Source organism: Streptomyces sp. NPDC051018 (assembly GCF_044456085.1).
In the GTDB taxonomy this organism is placed as follows: domain Bacteria; phylum Actinomycetota; class Actinomycetes; order Streptomycetales; family Streptomycetaceae; genus Streptomyces.
Map to the genome: position 1 here is coordinate 98,975 of NZ_JBITFN010000011.1, position 22,168 is coordinate 121,142.

The following is a 22,168-nucleotide window of genomic DNA, read 5'->3' on the forward strand; positions in this document are numbered from 1 at the left end:
TGGTGACATGCCCATGATCACTCGCATGTCTTTTCCGGGCAGCCCCTCACTTTTCCCGATGGGAGAACAATGTCTCGTGCACTTCTCGTAGGCGGCGCGGCTACGGCGATGCTCGGATCGCTGCTCACCGCCCAGTCCGCCTCGGCGGCCACGCGCCTGCCGCCCCCCGCGCCCGACAAGGTCACGATCGAGGTCGCTTCGGTCAACGGATCGGGATGTCGTCCCGGCTCCGCCGCCATCGCGGTCGCCGAGGACAACACCGCCTTCACCGTGACCTACAGCGAGTACCTGGCGAAGGTCGGCGTCGGCGCCACGCCCACCGACTTCCGCAAGAACTGCCAGCTCAGCCTGATCGTGCACGTCCCCCAGGGCTTCACCTACGCGATCTCCAGCACCGACTACCGCGGCTTCGCCAGCCTGCAGAACGGTGCGATCGGCACCCAGAAGGCCTCGTACTACTTCCAGGGCTCCCCGGACACCGCGTCCAGGACCCACACCTTCCGCGGCCCGCTGTCCGACAACTGGCAGGTCACCAACACGAACCAGTGGGGCCAGTACATCTACAAGCCCTGCGGTGAGTACCGCAACTTCAACATCAACACGGAGCTGCGGGTCAACGCCGGCACGTCCGACCCCACGAAGACCACCAGCTTCATGGCGATGGACTCCACCGACGGCGCCATCAAGACCGAGTACCACTTCCACTGGAAGACCTGCCCCTGATCCACGGCGCCACCGTCGCCGGCCCCCTCGCGGCACACGGTTCCGCCACCCTGGGCGGTCACCCGGTCACACGATGGATCCGGCTGCCGGAAATGCCGGTGTGAACGGCTGACATGAAGTCAGTATGAGAAAATGAAAATAGCTGACATTTAGTCAGAGTTCAGCGGCCCTGATGCGCGCGAATGGTGCGTATCAGGGCCGCTCCCGTGTTAATTCACGCCATGAGGCCGGGCAACTCGCCGACCGCACTGGTCAGCCTGTTTCCTGGTCTCTACCATTTGATCAGTCCCGCCCTTCGACAAGCACAGTGAATTAGTTGAAGTGGTGACATGCTCATGCCTAATGAGCATGCCGTTTCGGGCAACCCCCTCCTTTTTCCCGATGGGAGAACAATGTCTCGCGCACTTCTCGTTGGTGGCGCCGCTGCGGCGATGATGGGGTCGCTGCTCAGCGCCCAGTCCGCCTCGGCGGCTCCCGCCCTCGCCACGCCCGGCCCCAACAAGGTCACGATCGAGGTCGCGACGGTCAACGGATCGGGATGTCGTCCCGGGTCCGCCGCCGTCGCGGTCTCGGAGGACAACACCGCCTTCACCGTGACCTACAGCGAGTACCTGGCGAAGGTCGGCGTCGGCGCCACGCCCACCGACTTCCGCAAGAACTGCCAGCTCAGCCTGATCGTGCACGTCCCCCAGGGCTTCACCTACGCGATCTCCAGCACCGACTACCGCGGCTTCGCCAGCCTGCAGAACGGTGCGATCGGCACCCAGAAGGCCTCGTACTACTTCCAGGGCTCCCCGGACACCGCGTCCAGGACCCACACCTTCCGCGGCCCGCTGGCGGACAACTGGCAGGTCACCAACGTCAACACCTGGCCCCAGCTGGTGTGGAAGAACTGCGGTGAGAACCGCAACTTCAACATCAACACGGAGCTGCGGGTCAACGCCGGCACATCCGACCCCAGGACGACCACCAGCATCATGGCGATGGACTCCACCGACGGCGTCATCAAGTCCGAGTACCGCTTCGCCTGGAAGACCTGCCCCTGAGCAGACGCTCTGAGCACCTTTGACTGAGCCTGCCGGCCCGGCCGCCCCTTCGGCGACCGGGCCGGCTTTGCGCGTCATGGCCGTCACCCCGTGCGGCGTAGGTGACGAGAACAACACGTGTTCCCTTCCGTCCCCCGGAAGCCGGGTGAAGCGCAGGCGAATAGCCGCGTTCGGTATTGCATTCGAAGGGCATCCGGTGATTTCGCCGATTGAAGCATCAATGACGACATTCCCGTAAAGCTCCCGTGGGAAAAAACACGCGGCGAGGGGAGTTGGGCGCCCGTAAGCTCGCGGACATGCAGGTGATCCAGTCGACGAAGCTCGCGAATGTCTGTTACGAGATCCGTGGTCCGGTCCTTGAGGAGGCGATGCGGCTGGAAGCGGCAGGTCATCGCATCCTCAAGCTGAACACCGGCAACCCGGCGGCGTTCGGGTTCGAGTGCCCGCCCGAGATCCTGGAGGACATCCTCCGCAATCTCGGCGACGCGCACGGCTACGGTGACGCGAAGGGGCTGCTGTCCGCGCGCCGCGCGGTGATGCAGCACTACCAGACCAAGGGCATCGACCTGGACGTCGAGGACGTCTACCTCGGCAACGGGGTCTCCGAGCTGATCCAGATGTCGATGCAGGCGCTGCTGGACGACGGCGACGAGGTACTCGTACCCGCTCCGGACTATCCGCTGTGGACCGCGTCGGTGTCGCTGGCGGGCGGGACGGCCGTGCACTACCGGTGCGACGAGCAGTCCGACTGGATGCCCGACCTCGCCGATGTGGAGCGGAAGATCACCGACCGCACCAAGGCGATCGTGATCATCAACCCGAACAATCCGACCGGGGCCGTCTACGGCAAGGAGATGCTGCGCGGGCTCACCGAGATCGCCCGCCGCCACCGGCTGATCGTCTGCTCCGACGAGATCTACGACCGGATCCTCTACGACGGCGCCACCCACACCCCCACCGCCGCGATCGCCCCCGATCTGCTGGTGCTCACCTTCAACGGGCTCTCCAAGAACTACCGGGTGGCCGGGTACCGCTCCGGCTGGCTCGCCGTGTGCGGGCCCAAGGCCCACGCCTCCTCCTATATCGAGGGCCTGACCATCCTCGCCAATATGCGGCTGTGCGCGAACATGCCCTCGCAGCACGCGGTGGCCACCGCGCTCGGCGGGCGGCAGTCGATCGAGGACCTGGTACTGCCGGGCGGGCGGATCGTGGAGCAGCGGGATGTGGCGTACGACCTGCTGACGCAGATCCCCGGGGTCACCTGTGTGAAGCCCAAGGGGGCGCTGTATCTGTTCCCTCGGCTCGACCCCCAGGTCTACAAGATCAAGGACGACCGGCAGATGGTGCTGGATCTGCTGCGGGCGGAGAAGATCATGGTCGTGCACGGTACGGGGTTCAACTGGCCCGAACCCGACCACTTCCGGATCGTGACCCTGCCCGCGGTGCAGGACCTCGCGGACGCGGTGACCCGGATCGGGTCCTTCCTCGACGGTTACGGACAGCACTGAGCGCAGGCCTCTCCGGGCCGAGGGGGACCCGGTTCTTCCCGCGTCTCCCCGCCGTTTCCGACAAGTGTGAACTTTAGACTGAATCCAAGCTAAGATGGACTCCTGACAGCGAGCAGGAGGCCATCCCCCATGTACGAGCCGATCCGCACCAGGTCTGTCCACACGGTGGCCGAGGACGCGCGGTACCCGCACCGCTCGCGCGAGGAGGAGCTGGACATCCAGCTCGCCGGCCATCTCTCCGCACTTCTGGCCGTCACCGACGAGCTGGAACTGGCCGAGGCCGCGGAGAGCATCGCGGCCCAGATCGCGCGGCTGAGGGGTGCGACGCCCGCCCGCGGTACGACCGTCGACGGCGACGGCCGGGATCCTGCGGCGCTGCACCGCCGCGCCCACGCGCTCGCCGGGCGCGCCCTCGTCGTGGCGGCCTCCCGGGCCGACACCTCGGCGGCGATCCTCGCCGCCGAGCGGATGGACGCCCACACCGCCGCCCTCGACGGCCTCCGGCTGGTCGGCGCCCCCTGACGGCCCCGGTCCACGGGCCGCGAAGGCGCGTGGACCGGGCGCCACCCCCCGCTCGCGCGGGCAAGGCGGACATCGGCCCGTTCACCCGTCGGAGCCGGCCCTCGCGGCCCGTTTCCGGCCCGGCGCTCACCGGCCGTGGCGCACCTCGGCACGCGTGCGCCCCGGACCAGGCACCCCGGCCTCCACGACGATCCCTGTGCCCCCGCGTTCGCTCCAGCGGCTCAACCGCCCGCCGGACGAAGTTCCTCCACAGCATCTCCGGGATCCCGGAGATGCCCGGGGCGGCTCCTGAGCAGGGATACGGCTCCGGGCGGTGTACGGCGTGACGAGCCGGTGCCGCACCAGAAGGCCCCGGAGTCCGAGGGGACTCCGGGGCCGGGACGCGGCGGACCTGGGCGAGACTCCACAGGTCAGGGCGGATGTCAGGCGGTCCGCCGCGAGGTATCGGTCAGGGGTGACCGACCGGAACAGCGGTCCCGGCCCGGGGGCTCAGCCCAGGCGGGCCACCAGGGAGCGGTACTCGTCCCACAGCTCCTGCGGGGTGTGGTCACCGAAGGTGTTCAGGTGCTCGGGGACCAGGGCGGCCTCCTCGCGCCACACCTCCTTGTCGACCGTGAGCAGGAAGTCCAGGTCGTCGGCGGGGAGGTCGAGGCCGTCCGTGTCCAGCGCCTTCGCCGTCGGCAGGACGCCGATCGGGGTCTCGACGCCGTCGGCCCTGCCCTCCAGGCGCTCCACGATCCACTTCAGGACACGGCTGTTCTCGCCGAAGCCGGGCCAGACGAACTTGCCCGCGTCGTTCTTGCGGAACCAGTTGACGTAGTAGATCTTCGGCAGCTTGGCCGGATCGGCGGTCTGACCGACCTTGATCCAGTGGGCCATGTAGTCGCCCATGTTGTAGCCGCAGAACGGCAGCATCGCGAACGGGTCGCGGCGCAGCTCGCCGACCTTGCCCTCGGCGGCGGCGGTCTTCTCGGACGCCACGTTCGCGCCGAGGAAGACACCGTGGTTCCAGTCGAAGGACTCGGTGACCAGCGGAACGGCGGAGGCGCGCCGGCCGCCGAAGAGGATCGCCGAGATCGGCACGCCCTTGGGGTCCTCCCACTCGGGCGCGGCGATCGGGCACTGCGCGGCCGGGACGGTGAACCGGGCGTTGGGGTGGGCGGCCGGGGTCTCGGACGCGGGCGTCCAGTCGTTGCCCTTCCAGTCCGTGAGGTGGGCCGGGGCCTCCTCGGTCATGCCCTCCCACCAGACGTCGTTGTCGTCGGTGACGGCGACATTGGTGAAGACGGCGTTGCCCCAGAGGGTCTTCATGGCGTTGGCGTTGGTGTGCTCGCCGGTGCCGGGCGCGACACCGAAGAAGCCCGCCTCGGGGTTGATCGCGTACAGCCGGCCGTCCTCGCCGAACCGCATCCAGGCGATGTCGTCGCCGATGGTCTCCACGGTCCAGCCGGAGATGGTGGGCTCCAGCATGGCGAGATTGGTCTTGCCGCAGGCGGACGGGAAGGCCGCCGCGACATATTTCGACTCGCCCTGCGGCGGGGTGAGCTTGAGGATCAGCATGTGCTCGGCGAGCCAGCCCTCGTCACGCGCCATGACGGAGGCGATACGCAGGGCGTAGCACTTCTTGCCGAGCAGGGCGTTGCCGCCGTAGCCGGAGCCGTACGACCAGATCTCGCGGGTCTCGGGGAAGTGCGAGATGTACTTGGTGGAGTTGCACGGCCACGGAACGTCCTTCTCGCCCTCGGCGAGGGGGGCGCCCAGGGTGTGGACGGCCTTCACGAAGAAGCCGTCGGAGCCCAGCTCGTCGAGGACGGGCTGTCCCATGCGGGTCATGGTGCGCATGGAGACGGCGACATACGCGGAGTCGGTGATCTCGACGCCGATGGCGGAGAGCGGCGAGCCGAGCGGGCCCATGCAGAACGGGACGACGTACATCGTCCGGCCCTTCATCGAGCCGCGGAAGATCCCCTTCTCGCCCGCGAAGATCTCCTTCATCTCCGCGGGGGCCTTCCAGTGGTTCGTGGGGCCCGCGTCCGCCTCCTTCTCGGAGCAGATGAAGGTACGGTCCTCGACCCGCGCGACATCGGTCGGGTCGGAGGCGGCGTAGTACGAGTTCGGGCGCTTGATCGGGTCCAGCTTCCTGAAGGTTCCCCTGGCGACGAGCTCCTCGCACAGGCGCTCGTACTCGGCCTCGGATCCGTCACACCAGACGACGCTGTCCGGCTGTGTGATTGCTGCGATCTCGTCGACCCAGGTGATCAGTTCCTGGTGCTTGGTGGGAAGGGTGCTGGGAGCCGCGATGTCGCGCGCCACGATTGCTCCTAAGTGAGGGGTTTGAAGGTTTTGAGCTGTCTGCCCTGTGTTTGCCCCGTGGGGGCTGCGACCCGGATGCTTCGTAGCCGCTCATCCGGTGCCGACCGCACTCATCTGATCATCCGTGTCACGCGCCCATCTGTCCAGAGGACCACTCACGTGAGCATCGCCACTCGGGTCACACGGGCGCCGGGCGGGCGGCCAGGAGATCGTGCCTGGTCAGGGCAGGAGGGAACGGCCGGATTCGGACCGGAATACGGGCTCCGGCATCCCGTACCTACGGGTCCGTAGGTACCATCCAACGCATGACCTCCGCCGCGTCCGAAGTGACCGAGATAGAACCGCCTCCGGTGAAACCGCGGCTGCGCGGCTGGCTCCACGCCGGCATGTTCCCCGCCGTTCTCGTGGCGGGTCTCGTCCTCACCGCGTTCGCCGGCTCGACCCGGGCGCGGGTGGCCTGTGCGATCTACGTCCTGACCGCGTGCCTGCTCTTCGGGGTGAGCGCGCTGTACCACCGCGGCAACTGGGGCCCGCGCGGCGAGGCCGTGCTCCGGCGGCTCGACCACGCGAACATCTTCCTGATCATCGCGGGCACCTACACCCCGCTGACCATGCTGCTGCTCCCCGATTCCACCGCCAAGCCCCTGCTGTGGGCGGTCTGGGCGGCGGCAGCGGCGGGGATCGCGTTCCGCGTCTTCTGGGTCGGCGCCCCACGGTGGCTGTACACGCCCTGCTATATCGCGATGGGCTGGGCGGCGGTCTTCTTCCTGCCCGACTTCCTGCGGGCCGGGGGGATCGCAGTGCTCGTCTGTGTGATCGTCGGCGGGCTGCTGTACAGCGCTGGCGGGGTGGTCTACGGCATCAAGCGGCCGAATCCGTCTCCTCGGTGGTTCGGGTTCCACGAGGTCTTCCACTCGTTCACGCTGGCGGCGTTCGTGGTCCACTACGTCGGGATCTCCATGGTGGCGTACCAGAACTGAGGCAGACCGGGCCGATGGCCGTGACCGGGAGTCGCGGTCTGCGGTCACATCCGGGGGTCACGGACGGGAGCCGTGACCGGGAGTAGCGGCCGGGAGTCGCGGCCGTTCTCCGTCCCGGCCCCGGGGCAGGCCCGGCCGGCCGTACGTCATCGCGTCACCCCGTCACCGGGCGGATCCGGAACCGGCCCCCGGGGGCCGCTCCCGATGGCCGACAATGACCGTATGGCAGCAACCGCGCGTATCCCCTCCGGTAACCCGTCGCACATCTCCGCGCGCGACGCGCTCACCGCCGGGGACCGGCCGCCGATGGGGTTGCGGGAGCGCAAGAAGCTCAAGACGCGGATCGCGATCCGGCGCGCGACGTACCGGCTGATCGCCGAGCGGGGGTACGAGGCGACCACGGTCGAGCAGATCGCGGAGGCGGCGGAGGTCTCCCCGTCCACGGTCTTCCGCTACTTCCCCACGAAGGAGGACATCGTCCTCTCCGACGAGTACGCCCCGGTGCTGGAGGCGCGGCTGCGGGCCCGGCCCCTGGACGAGGACCCCCTGGAGTCGCTGCTCCATGTCTTCCGGGAGAGTCTGTCCTCCTTCGCCTCCGGCGAGGCCGAGGAGGCGGGGGGCGTCGAGGAGGTCGCCGCGCGTGTGAAACTGCTGCTGGAGGTGCCGGCCGTACGGGCCCGGGTGACCGAGGCGATGGCGGCCACGGCGCAGGTCCTCGTCCGCGCCCTCGCCGACCGCACCGGCCGTGACCGTGACGACATCGGCCTCCGTGTGTTCACGGCGGCGGTGATGGGGGCGCTGCGGGAGGTGGTCGTGGTGTGGGCGGAGCGCGGCCGTGAGAACGATGTGTGGGAGCTGGTGGACGAGGCGAGGTCGGTGCTCAGGGGTGGGGGCTCGGGTTTCCTGCCGGGGGCGTTGCCCCCGGACCCCCAGTCCTCAAACGCCGGACGGGCTGGATTGTGCAACCCATCCGGCGATTGACGGAAATCCGGGTGCGGGACCGGACAGAGGAAAGGGGAAAGGGCCCGGGGATGTCCCCGGGCCCCAGGAATTCACCGCGCTAGCGGCCCGTGTCCCCCTTTCCGCAGGCCGTGCCGTCGCGATTGCGGTCGAGCCTCAGGGGATCGGCCTTGCCGTTGAGCTTCAGACGGCCGTACTTATGGGCCGCCAGCCAGTCGCAGCGGGCCTTGGCCGTGGGCTTCACGGCCTTCGGGAAGACCGTCGGGACACAGACCCCCGCGGAGCCGTAACTGCGCTCACAACCGGAGATCTTGGGGCTGACGGGCGCCGAGGCCCGCTTCTTCAGCGGCTTCTTCGCGGGCTTGGCCAGGTCGTTCGCGAAGTCGTGGACATGGGCCGAAGGACTGTGGTGCGACGACGCCGACCGCGCGCCGGAGCCGGAGCCGGACGGGCCGAGGTGGACCCATTCGGCGACGGAGGGAATGCCGTTCGCGTCGACGGCGAAGAGCATGTACCAGCCGGGCGGCGCCAGATTCGGGTTGCTGGTGACATTGAGGTCGATGTTGTTGCCGTTGACCGTCAGCGGCAGATCCACGAAGCGCTGGTTGGGGTCGGAGGAGTGGGTGACCGCCGCCGGGCGGATCAGTTCCGCCTTGGCGATGGGCCGGTCGACCGTGATCCGCTGCGTGTCGCCGTAGTTCCAGCGGTTGTCGGGGACCGAGGTGATGTCCGGCCGGTTCCCCTTGAGGAGATACGGCGGGGTGTAGATGGACACATTGTGGTTGTACGTCCCGTTGCCGGGGTTGTCGCCGACCGACATCACGCGCCCGTCGGGCAGCAGGAACGACGACGAGTGGTAGCCGCGCGGAATCGGGTCCTTCGCCAGACCCGCCTCATAGGTGTTGGTCACCGGGTCGAAGAAGGACGCCTCGAAGACCGGGTCGGCCCGGTCGTGCATCCCGCCGCCGGTCTCGAAGACCTTGCCGTCGGGCAGCAGCACGGCCGAGACGTACATCTTGCCCTCGGCGCCCGTCTGCGGACGCCGGCCGGCACCCTGGTCGACCTCGCCCTGCGGCAGCAGCGGTCCCGGCTGGTAGGCGGGGCTGGGCGCCTTGAGGTCGATGATGTCGGTCAGCCGGTTGGCGACCGGGTTCTGCTCGTTGTTGCCGCCGCCGATCGTGAGGACGCGCTGGTCCTGCGCGGGCGGCAGGAGCACGCTCGCGGCCTGGTCGCGCTGGTCCTTGTTCTGCAGACCGGGCACGTCGGTGATGGTGTTCGCGTTGTAGTCGTAGATCGACGCGCCCGTGCCCGGGGTGCCGTTGCCGAAGACGTGGTTGCCCGAGTAGAAGAGCCTCCCGTCCTGCATCAGGATCATCGACGGGTACAGACCCCAGTACGACCAGGTCTGGTTGACCTGGTTGATGGGCAGCCACCTGTTCTGCGCGGCGGAGAACTTCTCGGCCGTCACATTGCCGGTGGAGTCCTCCTTCAGCCCGCCGAAGGAGATGACGTCACCGTTGCCGAGGATGGTCGCCGACGGGTACCAGTGGCCGTCGAACATGTCGTTCGTCCGGGTGTAGGTCTCGGTGACCGGGTCGAAGGTGTACGAGTCCTTCAGGCCCTGGTAGCCGACGGTCCCGTCCGCCGACGGATAGCCCTTGTTACCGCTCATGATCAGGACCTTGCCGTCCTGGAGCTGGACATGGCCCGCGCAGAACATGTCGACGGGCGTGGGGATCTGACGCCAGGTCCCGTTCGCCGGGTTGTAGATCGCCGAGGTGAACGTACCGGCCTCGAACATCGCCGGATCGTTGCCCGAGCCCGCGATCACCAGCACCTTGCCGTTGTGCAGCACCACCGAGTGCATGGAACGCACCGGGTTCTGCGTCGGCAGCACGTCCCAGCGGCCCTTCGCGCACTCGACGGGTGTCGCGGTGCACTCGGGGTCGGGAGCGGGAACGCTCACTTCCTCCATCGTGTAGTCGTCGGTGGTGACGGATCCGACCCCGTACACCGACACACCCCACGCGATCCGGGTCGTGCCCGGCGGTACGGCGGGCGTACGGACCTCGGCCCGTGCGTACCCCGCGCTGACCGGCAGGGTCATCAGATCGGTCCAGTACTGCCAGCCGTTCACGGCGTCGTGCCGGAAGAGGGTGACGGCGGTGTCGGGCGTCGTGCTCTTGTACCAGAGGGACAGGTCGTACTGCTTGTCCGGGGTGACCGGGGGCGCACAGGTCGCGTTCTCGGTGACCAGGGCCTTGCGGTCGCCGCTGACCCGGCGGGTGAGCGAGACCTTCATCGCGGCGGAGCCGGAGTGGGCGTCGGTGACGGTCTGGAACGTGAAGTCGTTGTCCCCCCAGCCCGACTTCTTCCAGCAGGCGGGCATGCCGTCGTTCCCCGGTCCCCCCGCCGTCTCGAAACCGGGGTTCTGGATCAGATTGGGCCCGGCGGACGCGGGCGCGGGTACGGTCGCGAGGAGTGCGGCGGTCATCGCCGCGACGGCCAGCAGCGCGGTGGATCTGTGCCGGCGGAATGCTGATGGCAAGGTTTTTCTCCTTCCAGCTCGGCGCGAGCCGTCCGTGCTCGGCGCAGGGCCGGCGCGCGCGGGTTCGTTGCTCGGTGCTGTGTCCCAACGGATCGCGGGACCGTTCCCACGGGTTCGTGGGGCTGCTCCCGCCGATTCGTGGGACTGACGGAGGCCGGTCGCCCCGGCCGCCGGGTCGTGGTCCGCCGGAGGTACGGACGCGGGTCCCCGGTCCGTACGGCGGCGGGGCTCAGGAGTTCTGGCGGGGCCCGCGCACGCGGGAGCGGCGCGAGGACCGCGGCGCGCCGCCCTTGCGCGGGAGGTAGACCAGCGCCTCGGTGGCCGCGAACCGCAGGACGAAGGTCAGCAGCAGCGCCAGGCCCGTCGCGGGCAGCACCGCCAGCCCCAGCCATCCGACGAACAGCGCGATCAGCGGAATCCGCAGCAGCAGATCGGCGTTGGCGAGCAGCGCGAATCTGCCCACCCGGTCCGCCCAGTGCCGGTGCCCTCGGCGGTCGCGGAAGAGCAGGACCTCGATGAGGAGGAAGTTCCAGACGACACCGAACTGGTTGGCCACGACCTCGGCGGGCAGATAGTGCATCCCCGCTCTCGTCAGCAGGTACAGCGCGACCAGGTTCGGCAGAAAGCCGGTCAGTCCGATCAGACCGAACGCGAGCATCCGGGCGAGCGGCGAGGAGGTCCGCAGCCCGGAGAGGTGTTTGAGGAAGCGGATGCCTTCCCTGGGAGTCGACTTGGACTCGCCCGCGTACCGCTCCCGGAAGACGAACGCCACCTCGGCGACCGTTCCGGGGCGGCAGCGGACGGCCAGCTCCAGCAGGATCTTGTAACCCAGCGGCTTGAGCGCGCCATCGGCGACCGCGCCCTTCACCGCACCTCGGCGGATCGCGAAGAACCCGCTCATGGGGTCGCTGATCCCGCGCAGAGCACGGGGGAAGAGCGCCTTGGTGAGCCAGGTGGCCGTACGGGAGACGGCGACCCGGTAGCCGCCGGCCAGGCCCTCACGGCTGCCGCCGCGGATATAGCGGCTGGCGACGACCAGGTCGGCGTTGGTCCGCTCCCCCTCGGCGACCAGATCGGGGACGAGGGCCGGCGGATGCTGGAGGTCCGCGTCCATGACGACGATCCAGTCCGAGCCGGCACCGCGCAGCCCCTCGACGACGGCACCGCCGAGACCTCCGTCCGGAGTCTCGCGCCGGATCACCGTCACCGGGAACGGACAGTCCTGCGCCGCGCCCGCGATCACCTCCGGGGTGTCGTCCGTGGAGTCGTCCACGAACAGGACCTCGCAGGGCAGCCGGGACGGTACGGACTCCGTGATCCGGCGCAGCAGTTCCCGGATGTTGCCCGACTCGTTGAAGGTCGGGACGACGATGGTCACCGCTCCCGGTTCGGCGATCTGGGCCGCGCCGAGTTCGGGGTCGCCGCGTTCCTCGGCGCCGGTATGCGGGCCGGTCATCGGCCGGCTCCGGCGGGGGCGGCCGCGTTCCGGGCGGCAGGGGCGGCACCGGTCCGGGTGGCCCCGGGCCCGGTGGCCCCGGACTGCGGGGTGCCGGGCTCGGTGGCTCCGGACGTCGAGGCCCCGGTGTTGGTGGCCGCAGGCTTCGCGGCCCCCGCCTTCGCCGTACCCGTGTCGTCGACCCGGCGGATCTCGACGCGGTCCTCGCCGGAGCCGAAGACGGCGACGCGGGTCGAATTCGCCAGTGCCGCCTTGACGTTGGGCAGGTCGACCGCGTCCCGTCTGACCGCCAGGGACGATACGACGTAGTCGATGTCCCGCCAGCCGCGCGGCATGGTCTTCGTCACCGCCGGGTCGAGGTCCGCCTTGTAGAACCAGATGGCGCCGGTGCCGGGCTCGAAGCCCTCGTGGACCAGATCCAGCCAGATCGCGTCGTCGACGAGTACGCGTGTCGACGCCGGGTCCTCGACCTCGTCCCGCATCCAGGCCGCGGCGGCCCGGTAGGGCGCGTTCGCGTCCACGGTGAGGGCGTCGCGATTGCCGTCGATCCAGCGGGGGACAAGCAGGACGGCGGAGGTGACGGCGAGGGCGGCCACACACAGGCGGCGGGCGAACAGGGCGCGGGGCGGGCGGTCCTGTCGCGGATCGCCGGTGCCGTACGCGGGCTCCGCCGCACTCCCGGCCGCCTCCACCGCGGTGGCCGCCGCCGGCCTCCCGCGTCCGAAGGGCCGGAGCGTCGCCCGCCCCCGTGTCCGCCGGGGCCTTCCCCGGTTCAGGATCCCGTGGGCCACGCTCGCCGCCGCGCCCGCGAGGACCAGTGCGAGGAACGGCAGCGCCTGGATCACGTACATCGCCGGCAGATAGCCCGACGGGCGCAGCGCCACCACCGCGAGGATCGCGACGGCGAGGGCGGGACCGGCGAGGGCGCGAGCGGTGACGGACCACCGCAGGGTGAGCAGCAGGAGCAGCGCCGCCGCCAGACCGCCCAGCGGGAGAACCGGGTCGTAGTAGAGCCAGGAGTGGAAGGTCTTGTGGGAGCCGGTGCCCGGGGTGAGGAGGAAACCGGAGCCCTCACGGCTCATCTGGTACGTGATGCCGTCGATGAGGGAGACCCGCTCGGAACTCGGGAAGAGTTCGTTGTTCAGCAGGGCGTACAGCGGGTACGACAGACCGATCAGCGCGCAGGACGTCACCGCGCCCGTCACGGCGAACTTACGGGTGTCACGATGGCTGTGCCTCCACATCGTGACGAGGAGGGCGGGCAGGACGAGGAGCATCGTCTCCTTGGTGAGCACGGAGGTCGCGCCCGCGAGTCCCGCCGCGAAGTGGTGCCAGAGATGGCGGCTGGGGGACGCGGCCAGGCAGAAGGCCAGCAGCATCCAGAAGACCGCGAGATTGTCGAGGAAGATCTCCCGCTGGAAGTAGACGGACAGCGGGGAGAGTCCGGAGAGCGCCATGGCGAGCCCGGCGGCCCAGCGGGGCAGGAACAGCCGCCGTGCCAGTACGTAGACGAGGACCGCGGAGGCCGCGCTGACCCCCAGCATCACCCAGCGCATCGGCGCGACCGTCATCGACTCGGGCGCGATGAGGGAGGGGATCCAGGTGAGTCCGGCTATCTGGAGCCAGCCGAGCGGCGGATGGTCGTACCAGTACGTGTAGTGGGCCAGGCCCTCGCCCTGCTGGACCGCCCACGCCTGGGCGAGGTAGGTGCCCTCGTCGTCGCTGAGCGTCGGGAAGCGGGTGATGTTCCAGCCCTGGACGAGCACGATCACGACCAGCAGGCCCAGACAGAGCAGAACGTCGGGCCGGGAGGTGCGGAAGCGTACGACCGGCCGGGGCAGAACGCGGACCCGGCTCCGGATCCGGTCGGGCAGGGCCTTCGACCTGTTGTCCGGTGCGGTGGGGGGCCGGTCCGGTGTGGTGGACGGCCCGTCCGTGGCGGTGGACGGCGGGGCGGGCGCGGTGGCCACGGCGGAGGCCGAGGCGGAGGTGGCCGTGGAGGCGGAGGCGGTACTGGGGGTACCGGGGGTGCCGGCTGTCCCGGCCGTACCGGTGGCACTGGCCGTACCCGGCGTTCCGGCCGCCGTCCGGTCCGCTCCCCGGTCGGTCGCCGGAGTCCCGCCGGATTCCGGCTCTCCCCCGGGTTTGGGTACTCCCCCGGATCCCGGTGCTCCGTCCCGTTCCGTTAAACCGTCCGTCCCGGGTCCGGAGGAACCCTCCGGAGCGGAGGAACCGTCCGGTGCGGTGGCACCGTCGGGCCCGGAGGCACCGTCCGGTGCCGGGGTCTTCTCGTCGGGGGGCAGGGTGGTCGTCACCGGTGGACGTCCTCTCGGGTTTCGGTGAGATGCGCGCCGACATGGCTGGTCAGCTCCCACTCATTGCGTCCCCGTTGCTCCCGCCAGACCGCGCGCACGGCCGCGCCGGCGAGAAGTACCTGGTAGAAGGGGCCGCCGGCGATGAGCTTGAGGTAGTGCACCGACCGCACGCGCAGCCCGTACTGCTTGCCGAAGTCGTGCAGTCCCACGATCTCGAAAACAAAGGTGATCATGGCGGTGATCAGCGGCAGGAAGGTCACGATGGCGACGCCCACTGGGACGTCGACGAAGAGCGCGATGGCCACGTTCAGCGGGATGACCACACCGGTGAACGCCTGGAGGAAGGGGGTCATCAGGGTGTAGCGGGCGAGCAGCCGCTGACCCCGGCTGGGCAGTCGGCGCCAGTCCTTCTTCCGGTAGACCTGGAGGAAGCCCTGGTTCCAGCGGGTCCGCTGCTTGAGCAGACTCATCAGGCTGCCGGGGGTCTCCTCACGGGTGACCATGTCGCTGTCGTACGCGACGACGACCTTCTTGCCGGTGGAGGAGAGCCGTACGCCCAGGTCGCAGTCCTCGGCGAGGCACTCCGGATCCCAGCCGTCCGCCTCCCGCAGCACATCGGTGCGGACGAAGACGGTGTTGCCGCCGAGGGGGATGAAGCCCTTCTGCGCGTGCAGATGGAGCCTGCTGCGGAACCAGAAGAAGTACTCCAGGCAGTTGCGGAGGCTGTACCAGCTGGAGTGGAAGTTGATCAGCTGCACCCCGCCCTGGACCACATCGGCGCCGGTGCTGGTGAAGGCGTGGTCCACATGGGCGAGGAGTTCGGGGTGGACCTGGTCCTCCGCGTCGAAGACGCCCACGATGTCACCGCGGCAGTGCGGGAGCGCGGTGTTCAGCGCCTTCGGCTTGTTCTTGGACTCATGGGTGTCGGTGATGACCCGGACCCGCAGGGGGTCCTTCCGGGCCGCCCGCTCGGCGACCGCCGCCGTCTCCGGATCGTCGTGGCCGACGATGACGATGATCTCGAAGTTGGAGTGGCTGGACTTCAGGAGCCGGTCGATGGTGTGCTCCAGCACCGCCTGCTCGTGCCGGGCGGGTAACAGCAGGGAGAACGAGAGCCCCACCCGGCCGTCGGGCCGGTCGAAGCTGGTCGCGGCGAGCGTCTCGGGCGTACGCCAGGCGTGCATCTGCCACCACAGCGTGAACGCCGCCATCCAGAACAGGGCCATGGAAATGGCCACGACCAACACCGATGACAGCACGAAGCCCCCTCTGGCCCCTCGCGCGTGGCGACAGGACCCCCCTGGCCAGAAAGCGCGCGCATACGGCCGGGTGGTCTCATGCGCTCCCCTTGCGCATGTTCCCGGCCACTTCTTGTTGTGGGGACCCTAGCGGCGGAATGTGAAAGTCCGGCGATCATCCGACAAACGCCATCGCATTCCTGACACTTGGCGTCCCAGGGGCCGCGGAACATTCACATGTGTCCGCTCAGCGGACACCTGGACGACCGGGTGTCCCCGTCTGACGGATTCCCCGCACGGATCGCGCCGCCGTGGTTTAGGAGGGGACGGAAAGGCGCATTGCGGGCAGGGCGAGAGAGATCGTCAGCCCGCCGTCCGGGTTGGCGACGGTGGTCAGGGGCGCGTCATGCGCTTCGGCGATCGCGGCGACGATGGACAGGCCGAGCCCCGCGCCCTCGGCGGGCAGCCCGCCCGGCTCCCCGTCCTCGGGCCCGGCCGTACGGGGTACACGCAGCCGCCGGAACGGCTCGAACAGCTCGGGCACCCGTCCCGGCGGCACCACCGGACCGGTGTTGGTCACCGTGATCCCGCCGGAGCGTGTGGTGCGTACGAGGATCCGGCCGCCCGGGTGGTTGTACCGGACGGCGTTGTGCACCAGATTGCCGATCAGCCGGGTGAGCAGGACCGCGTCCCCCTCGACCAGCGCCGGTCCGAGGTCGGTCTCCAGCGCGATACCCGCCCCGGTGGCCGCACCCCGGTACTGGGTGGCGGCCTCGGCCGCCAGTTCGTCGATCCGCACCGGCTCACGGGATTCGAGTCCCCGCTCGCCCTGGGCCAGCATCAGCAGCCCGTCGATCAGCTTCTCCGTACGGATGTTGGCGTTCAGCAACTCCCGCCGCATATCGGCGAGTTCGTCCGCGGTCGGCCGGTCGAGTCCGATGTCGATGGCCGCCCGCTGAACGGCGAGCGGGGTCCGCAGCTCGTGGGACGCGTTGGCGATGAACCGGCGCTGGGTGTCCGCCGCGCGCTGCAGACGCGCCAGCATGTCGTCGAAGGTGTCGGCCAGTTCCTTGAGTTCGTCGCGCGGACCGCGCAGCGCGATCCGTTCGTCCAGCCGGGAGAGGGAGAGCCGTTTCGCCGTCGCCGTGACCAGGTGCAGCGGACGCAGCAGCCGGCCCGCCAGCCACCACCCGGCGACGACCGAGACCAGGGCGAGGACCCCTACGGCGATCCAGGTCACGTCCCACTGGTAGTCGAGCACCGTGTTCTTGAGCCGTTCGGCCGAGCTCTCGGTGCTGCTCCGCACATTCGCCGACGGCTCGCCCCGGGGCGGGGGCGCCTTCTCCGGTGACGTCCCGGGTGTTCGGTCGGGGGTCCCGGCTGTCCCTGGTGTTCCGGCTGTCCCTGGGGTCTCTGGTGTCCTGGCCGTCCCTGGCGTCCCTTCCGGTGTCCCGGGCGGATACCGGCCCTGGGAGACACCCGGCCGGTAGAGGTCGTACGACTCGTGCAGCGTCCCGGCCTCGCGCTCCAGCACCCGGCCGAGCAGCAGGTTCACGGTGATGAGGAGGATCGTGACGGCGGTGATGAACAGCCCGCTGTAGAGGGCCGTCAGCCGTACGCGTACGGAAGCCCGCCGGTCCCGTACGAGATCCCGCGCCCGGCTCACAGCCGGTACCCCCCGCCCGCGACGGTGAAGATCACCGCGGGCTCCCCCAGTTTGGCGCGCAGCTTGCTCATCGTCACCTTCACCACCGTGGTGAACGGGTCGGTGTGCTCGTCCCATGCCCGCTCCAGCAGGTCCTCGCTGCTCACCACAGCCCCACGCGCGCGCAGCAGCACCTCCAGCACGGCGAACTCCTTCGGTGTCAGATGCAGATACCGCCCGTCCCGGTACGCCTCCCTGCGGCCGGTGTCCAGGCTCACGCCCTCCCGCTCCAGCACGGGAGGCAGCGGCGGGGCGCTGCGTCTGCCCAGGGAGTGGACGCGGGCGAGGAGTTCCGCGAAGGCGAAGGGCTTGGGCAGATAGTCGTCGGCGCCCAGGCTGAGACCGGCCACCCGCTCGCTCACCGCGCTCGCGGCGGTGAGCATGAGGATGCGTACCGGCGAACCCTCCCGGACCAGACGGCGGCAGATCTCGTCGCCGTGCACCCCGGGCAGATCCCTGTCCAGGATCAGGACGTCGTAGTCGTTGACCGCCAGCCGTTCGAGCGCGTCGGAGCCGTCGTGGACCACGTCCACGGCCAGGGCGTTACGGCGCAGACCGGTGGCGAGCAGTCCGGCGAGCGGGCGTTCGTCCTCGGCCACGAGTAGTCGCATGTCTGCCTTGGTAGCGCGGGCCGTGTAAGGCGGCGGTGAACGCCCGGGTCACCGCCGCGAAACTCCCGCCGGGCCAGCCTGGCCGCATGAATCAGCATCTGCGACACCCGCAAGGGCGCCGGTCCGGAGACACGAGGCGGCGCCCGTCCGCCGCCCCCGCCCCTTCTCTTGAGTCAGGGGCACCCGCTGCCGGGGCAGCGCCCGCCGCACCCGCCGCACCCAACGCTCCCCGCGCGGGGCGCCGGCGCGGGCTCCGGGCGCTGCCCGCCCTCGCGCTCCCCGCCCTGCTGTTCGTGGCGCTGACCGGCTGCGGTGCCTCCGGTGGCACGGACGAGACCGCCGACGCCAAGAGCCCCTCCCCCAAAGCGGCGGCCGACGGGGTGGCGTACGCCAAGTGCCTGCGCGAACACGGCATCGACGCGGCCGACCCGGGCCCCGACGGAGGATCGAACATCAAGGTCCCCGACGGCGGTGAGGCCAAACTGAAGGCGGCGGAGGCCGCGTGCAAGAAGTACGCCCCCGAGGACAGGGACGCTCCCCTCGATCCGAACGCCCACGACAAGGACCTCAAACTGGCCCGCTGTCTGCGCGCCAACGGCCTCGACGTCAAGGATCCCCAGCCCGGGAAGCCGCTGGAGCTGGGATCCAAGGCGGGCGAGGAGGCCAAGGTCGAGAAGGCCCAGCGGGCCTGCCAGAAGGAGGCCGGTCCGCCGAAGGACGAGAAGGGCACCTCGTGATGACCGTCGTGGAGACCGGGCCCCCGGGACCGCCGGATCAGGAGCCGGTCCCGTACCGCCGGGGCCTGACCCGGCGGCGCGGGCTGACCGTACTCGTCGCCGCCGTCCTCGTCGGCGGCGCGGCGGGTGCCGCCGCCTTCTTCGTACCGGACCGCGCCGGGGACGATCCCGGGACCGGACCGCGTACGTCCACGGCCCCCGTCGTCCGGACCGATCTCGCCCAGCGCACCCAGCTGGACGGGAAGCTCGACTACGCCGGCAGCCACAAGGTGGCCGCCAACGCCCGGGGGACGGTCACCTGGCTGCCCGCCGAGGGGCAGGTGATCCGGCGCGGACAGCGGGTGTACGGCGTCGACGGGCGCCCCGTACCCCTGCTCTACGGCGCCACTCCGCTGTGGCGGGCCCTCGCCCAGGGGATGACCGACGGCCCGGACGTCACCCTGCTGGAACGCAATCTCGTCCGCCTCGGCCACGGCTCCGCCCTCGCGGTCGACGACCACTTCAGCGCGGCGACGGCCGCCGCGGTGAAGAAGTGGCAGAAGGCCCTGGGCGTCACCGCGTCGGGAACCGTGCAGCCGGGCGATGTGGTCGTCAAACCGGGCGCGCTGCGCGTCACCTCCGTCACCGGTGTGCTGGGCGCACCGGCGGGCGGCGAGGTGTTCACGGCCTCCGGCACCGAACGCCGGATCCTGGTGGACATGCCCGTGGGACAGCAGGAGCTGGCCGTCGTCGGTGCCGCCGTACGGATCCAGCTCCCCGGCGGGAAGTCGGCCACGGGCAAGGTCTCCTCCGTGGGCAAGGTGGCCACCGGCGGCGACGACGGCGACGAGCAGCAGCCGGGTGCCGGGACCGAGACGGCGACCCTGCCCGTGGTCATCACCCTCGACCGCGCGGCGGACGCCGGGCGGTTCGACAAGGCGCCGGTCACGGTCGGCTTCACCAGCGGGGTGCGGAAGAACGTCCTGGCGGTGCCGGTGAGCGCGCTGGTCGCGATGCCGGACGGCAGCTACGCGGTACGGGTCGTGGCGGCGGACGGCACGGCCCGGCGGGTACCGGTGGAGCTGGGGGTCTTCGCCGACGGCAAGGTCGAGGTGACCGGTGCTCTGACGGCGGGGACCACGGTGGAGGTGCCGGGCGCATGACGACCGACTCCAGGACCGGCACGAACTCCGGTACCGGCACCGCCTCCGGGGCCGGCGCGGATTCCCTGACCGGCTCCGGCTCCCGGGCCGTGGGCGGTTCCCGGGCCGGCACGGATTCCCGGACCGTGGGCGGTTCCCGGACCGGCGGGGCCGTGCCCGTCGTGGAACTGCGCGCCGCCTCCAAGGAGTACCCCGGTGGCGTACGCGCTCTGCACGAGGTCTCCCTCACCATCGCCCCCGGCGAACTCCTCGCCATCGTCGGCCCGTCGGGCTCGGGAAAGTCCACGCTGCTGCATCTGATGGGCACGCTCGACCGGCCGAGCACGGGGCTGGTGACCGTACGCGGCCACGATGTCGCCGCCCTGCCCGACCGGCGGCTCGCGGCCATCCGGGCGCGCTGGATCGGCTTTGTGTTCCAGCAGTTCTTTCTGACCGCGCATCTCTCGGCGCTCGACAATGTGGCGACGGGCCTGCTCTACAGCGGCATTCCGCTCAGGAGGCGCAGGGCCCTGGCCGCCGCGGGTCTCGAACGGGTCGGCCTCGGCCGCCGGATGAGCCATCTGCCGGGGCAGCTCTCCGGCGGGGAGAAGCAGCGGGTCGCCATCGCCCGCGCGGTCGTCCACCGCCCGGCCCTGCTGCTCGCGGACGAGCCCACCGGCGCACTCGACTCGGCGACGGGCACGGGGATCATGGAGGTCCTGGCGGAACTGAACCGCGACGGTACGTCGGTGGCGGTCATCACCCACGACCCGGCGCTGGCGGCCTCGCTGCCGAGACGGGTCGAGCTGCTGGACGGCAGGATCCGTACGGATACGAGGGTGCGGGCGAACACGGCCGGGGGCACGGCAGCGAGGCCGGGCACGGGCGCGAGCGCAGACACGGGCGCAGGCGCGGGCCCGGAGACCGGCACGGGCCCGACGGCGGACGCGGCCGGGGGCACGGACCCCGGCAGGGGCACAGGCCCACACCCGCACGCCGGCACCGGCCCGGCCACGCACCCGCCCAGGGGCGGGGGCCCTGGCGCCGACAGGAAGTCCATGCTCGGGGAGGGGGCCGGATGACACTCCTCGCGCCCTCCCGAGCGGACGCTCCGCCGGCCCACCCCCTGCCCGTACCCGCCCGCCTCAGCACGGTCGATCTGGCCCGCGTCGGCCTCGGAGGTCTGCGGGGGCGCCCCCTGCGCGCGGCCCTGTCCGCGCTCGGCATCGCGATCGGCATCGCCGCGCTCGTCGCCGTCCTGGGCATCAGTACGGTGAGCCGGGCGGGCCTGCTGAAACAGGTCGAGGCCCTCGGCACCAACCTCCTCACCGCCGCCCCCGGCCAGTCCCTGCAGGGCGACAACGCCACGCTGCCCAAGGACGCGGTGGGCATGGTCCGGCAGATCCCCGGCGTCGAGTCCGTCTCGGCGGTGGGTACCGTCCCGGACGCGACGGTACGGCGTACGGACCGCATCCCCGTGGCGGAGACGGGCGGCATCGGTGTCCAGGCCGCCCGGCTCGATCTGCTGCGGACGATCGGCGGCACGGGCGACCCGCTGGCGTCCGGGGTGTTCCTCAACGCGGCGACGGCCCGCTACCCCTCGGTCGTCCTCGGCTCGGTCGCGGCCCGGCGGCTCGGCTTCGACCGGCCCGGGGAGCAGGTGTACACGGCGGGCCGCTGGGTCACCGTCATCGGCATCCTCAAGCCCCTGCCGCTGGCCCCCGAGATCGACCGTTCGGCGCTGCTCGGCTGGGAGTACGCGGCCCAGCTCGGTTTCGACGGTCACCCCACCCGTATCTACGAGCGTTCGAAGGACGCCGTCGTCGAGGAGGTGTGGCAGGTGCTCGCCGCCACGGTCTCGCCGGAGCACCCCCAGGAGGTGCGGGTGAGCCGCCCGTCGGACGCGCTGACGGCCCAGCTGGCGGCGAAGTCCGCGTTCAACGGACTGCTGCTCGGGCTGGGCGGGGTGGCCCTGCTCGTCGGGGGCGTCGGTATCGCGAACATCATGGTCATCTCGGTCCTGGAACGCCGTCAGGAGATCGGGCTGCGGCGGGCGCTGGGTGCGACCCGGCGGCAGATCCGGACGCAGTTCCTGACGGAGGCGGTGGCCCTGTCGCTGCTGGGCGGGCTGCTCGGGCTGGTCATCGGGGTGGGCATCACCCTCGGCTACGCGCTCCACCGCGGCTGGCCCCTGGTACTGCCCGTCGAAGCGGTGGCGGGCGGGGTCGGCGCCGCGGCGCTGATCGGCGCGGTGGCGGGCCTGTACCCGGCCCGGCGTGCGGCGCGGCTGCCCCCGACGGAGGCGCTCGCGTCGTCATGACGGCGCGGCGGACCCGCCGACGTCCGCCGCGCGGGCCCCCGGCGAAGACGCTCACGCTCTCCCGG

Annotated in this window: 17 protein-coding genes; 10 read left to right on the forward strand and 7 right to left on the reverse strand. The window is 70.5% G+C overall.

What is annotated here, in order from left to right; translation table 11 throughout:
- The first annotated feature begins 69 nt into the window (after window positions 1–69).
- The 4 genes from ACIBCM_RS20290 (at window position 70) to ACIBCM_RS20305 (ending at window position 3,799) form a co-directional block, all read left to right on the forward strand.
- Window positions 70–723 carry a DUF4360 domain-containing protein gene (locus tag ACIBCM_RS20290; RefSeq protein ID WP_399245055.1) on the forward strand — a complete coding sequence of 218 codons (654 nt, stop codon included), beginning with the start codon at window positions 70–72 and terminating at the stop codon, window positions 721–723.
- 392 nt (window positions 724–1,115) lie between these two features.
- The gene (locus ACIBCM_RS20295; protein WP_399245057.1) at window positions 1,116–1,769 is read left to right on the forward strand and encodes a DUF4360 domain-containing protein; all 654 of its coding nucleotides are present in this window, start codon (window positions 1,116–1,118) and stop codon (window positions 1,767–1,769) included.
- Window positions 1,770–2,065: 296 nt separating this feature from the next.
- A complete protein-coding gene (locus ACIBCM_RS20300; protein ID WP_399245059.1) occupies window positions 2,066–3,277 on the forward strand; it encodes a pyridoxal phosphate-dependent aminotransferase in 1,212 nt (403 codons plus the stop codon).
- Window positions 3,278–3,406: 129 nt separating this feature from the next.
- Window positions 3,407–3,799 carry a hypothetical protein gene (locus ACIBCM_RS20305; protein WP_399245061.1) on the forward strand — a complete coding sequence of 131 codons (393 nt, stop codon included), beginning with the start codon at window positions 3,407–3,409 and terminating at the stop codon, window positions 3,797–3,799.
- Window positions 3,800–4,288: 489 nt separating this feature from the next.
- On the opposite strand, the gene ACIBCM_RS20310 is transcribed toward ACIBCM_RS20305, so the two are convergent.
- Window positions 4,289–6,112, reverse strand: a complete 1,824-nt coding sequence (locus ACIBCM_RS20310) for a phosphoenolpyruvate carboxykinase (GTP) (protein WP_399245063.1) — start codon at window positions 6,110–6,112, stop codon at window positions 4,289–4,291.
- Between the two features lie 305 nt (window positions 6,113–6,417).
- On the opposite strand from ACIBCM_RS20310, the gene ACIBCM_RS20315 reads away from it, so the two are divergent.
- Together ACIBCM_RS20315 and ACIBCM_RS20320 are read left to right on the forward strand one after the other, a co-directional pair.
- Window positions 6,418–7,092, forward strand: a complete 675-nt coding sequence (locus ACIBCM_RS20315) for a hemolysin III family protein (RefSeq protein ID WP_399245065.1) — start codon at window positions 6,418–6,420, stop codon at window positions 7,090–7,092.
- Between the two features lie 222 nt (window positions 7,093–7,314).
- Window positions 7,315–8,073 (forward strand): TetR/AcrR family transcriptional regulator, encoded by a 759-nt coding sequence (locus ACIBCM_RS20320; protein ID WP_399245067.1) that lies wholly within the window; start codon window positions 7,315–7,317, stop codon window positions 8,071–8,073.
- Between the two features lie 79 nt (window positions 8,074–8,152).
- On the opposite strand, the gene ACIBCM_RS20325 is transcribed toward ACIBCM_RS20320, so the two are convergent.
- The 6 genes from ACIBCM_RS20325 to ACIBCM_RS20350 form a co-directional block, all read right to left on the reverse strand.
- Window positions 8,153–10,546 carry a galactose oxidase-like domain-containing protein gene (locus ACIBCM_RS20325; protein ID WP_399245352.1) on the reverse strand — a complete coding sequence of 798 codons (2,394 nt, stop codon included), beginning with the start codon at window positions 10,544–10,546 and terminating at the stop codon, window positions 8,153–8,155.
- 283 nt (window positions 10,547–10,829) lie between these two features.
- Window positions 10,830–12,056: a glycosyltransferase gene (locus ACIBCM_RS20330; RefSeq protein WP_399245069.1), complete on the reverse strand. Its 1,227-nt coding sequence runs from the start codon at window positions 12,054–12,056 to the stop codon at window positions 10,830–10,832.
- Window positions 12,053–14,026 (reverse strand): ArnT family glycosyltransferase, encoded by a 1,974-nt coding sequence (locus tag ACIBCM_RS20335; protein WP_399245071.1) that lies wholly within the window; start codon window positions 14,024–14,026, stop codon window positions 12,053–12,055. The genes ACIBCM_RS20330 and ACIBCM_RS20335 overlap by 4 nt, the downstream gene beginning before the upstream one ends.
- Window positions 14,027–14,367: 341 nt before the next feature.
- Window positions 14,368–15,630, reverse strand: coding sequence for a glycosyltransferase (locus ACIBCM_RS20340; protein ID WP_399245073.1), 1,263 nt, complete (start codon window positions 15,628–15,630; stop codon window positions 14,368–14,370).
- 295 nt (window positions 15,631–15,925) lie between these two features.
- Window positions 15,926–17,275 (reverse strand): ATP-binding protein, encoded by a 1,350-nt coding sequence (locus tag ACIBCM_RS20345; protein ID WP_399245075.1) that lies wholly within the window; start codon window positions 17,273–17,275, stop codon window positions 15,926–15,928.
- Window positions 17,272–17,925, reverse strand: a complete 654-nt coding sequence (locus ACIBCM_RS20350; RefSeq protein ID WP_399245077.1) for a response regulator transcription factor — start codon at window positions 17,923–17,925, stop codon at window positions 17,272–17,274. Before ACIBCM_RS20350 ends, ACIBCM_RS20345 begins: the two co-directional genes overlap by 4 nt.
- A gap of 86 nt (window positions 17,926–18,011) precedes the next feature.
- Between ACIBCM_RS20350 and ACIBCM_RS20355 the strand changes: the two genes are divergently transcribed.
- Genes ACIBCM_RS20355 through ACIBCM_RS20370 form a run of 4 tightly spaced genes read left to right on the forward strand, consistent with a single transcriptional unit; the run spans window position 18,012 to window position 22,103 of the window.
- Window positions 18,012–18,662 carry a hypothetical protein gene (locus ACIBCM_RS20355; RefSeq protein WP_399245079.1) on the forward strand — a complete coding sequence of 217 codons (651 nt, stop codon included), beginning with the start codon at window positions 18,012–18,014 and terminating at the stop codon, window positions 18,660–18,662.
- Window positions 18,662–19,804, forward strand: coding sequence for an efflux RND transporter periplasmic adaptor subunit (locus ACIBCM_RS20360; protein WP_399245081.1), 1,143 nt, complete (start codon window positions 18,662–18,664; stop codon window positions 19,802–19,804). Before ACIBCM_RS20355 ends, ACIBCM_RS20360 begins: the two co-directional genes overlap by 1 nt.
- Window positions 19,801–20,865 carry an ABC transporter ATP-binding protein gene (locus ACIBCM_RS20365; protein ID WP_399245083.1) on the forward strand — a complete coding sequence of 355 codons (1,065 nt, stop codon included), beginning with the start codon at window positions 19,801–19,803 and terminating at the stop codon, window positions 20,863–20,865. The genes ACIBCM_RS20360 and ACIBCM_RS20365 overlap by 4 nt, the downstream gene beginning before the upstream one ends.
- Window positions 20,862–22,103, forward strand: coding sequence for an ABC transporter permease (locus tag ACIBCM_RS20370; protein ID WP_399245085.1), 1,242 nt, complete (start codon window positions 20,862–20,864; stop codon window positions 22,101–22,103). The genes ACIBCM_RS20365 and ACIBCM_RS20370 overlap by 4 nt, the downstream gene beginning before the upstream one ends.
- The last annotated feature ends 65 nt before the right edge of the window (window positions 22,104–22,168 follow it).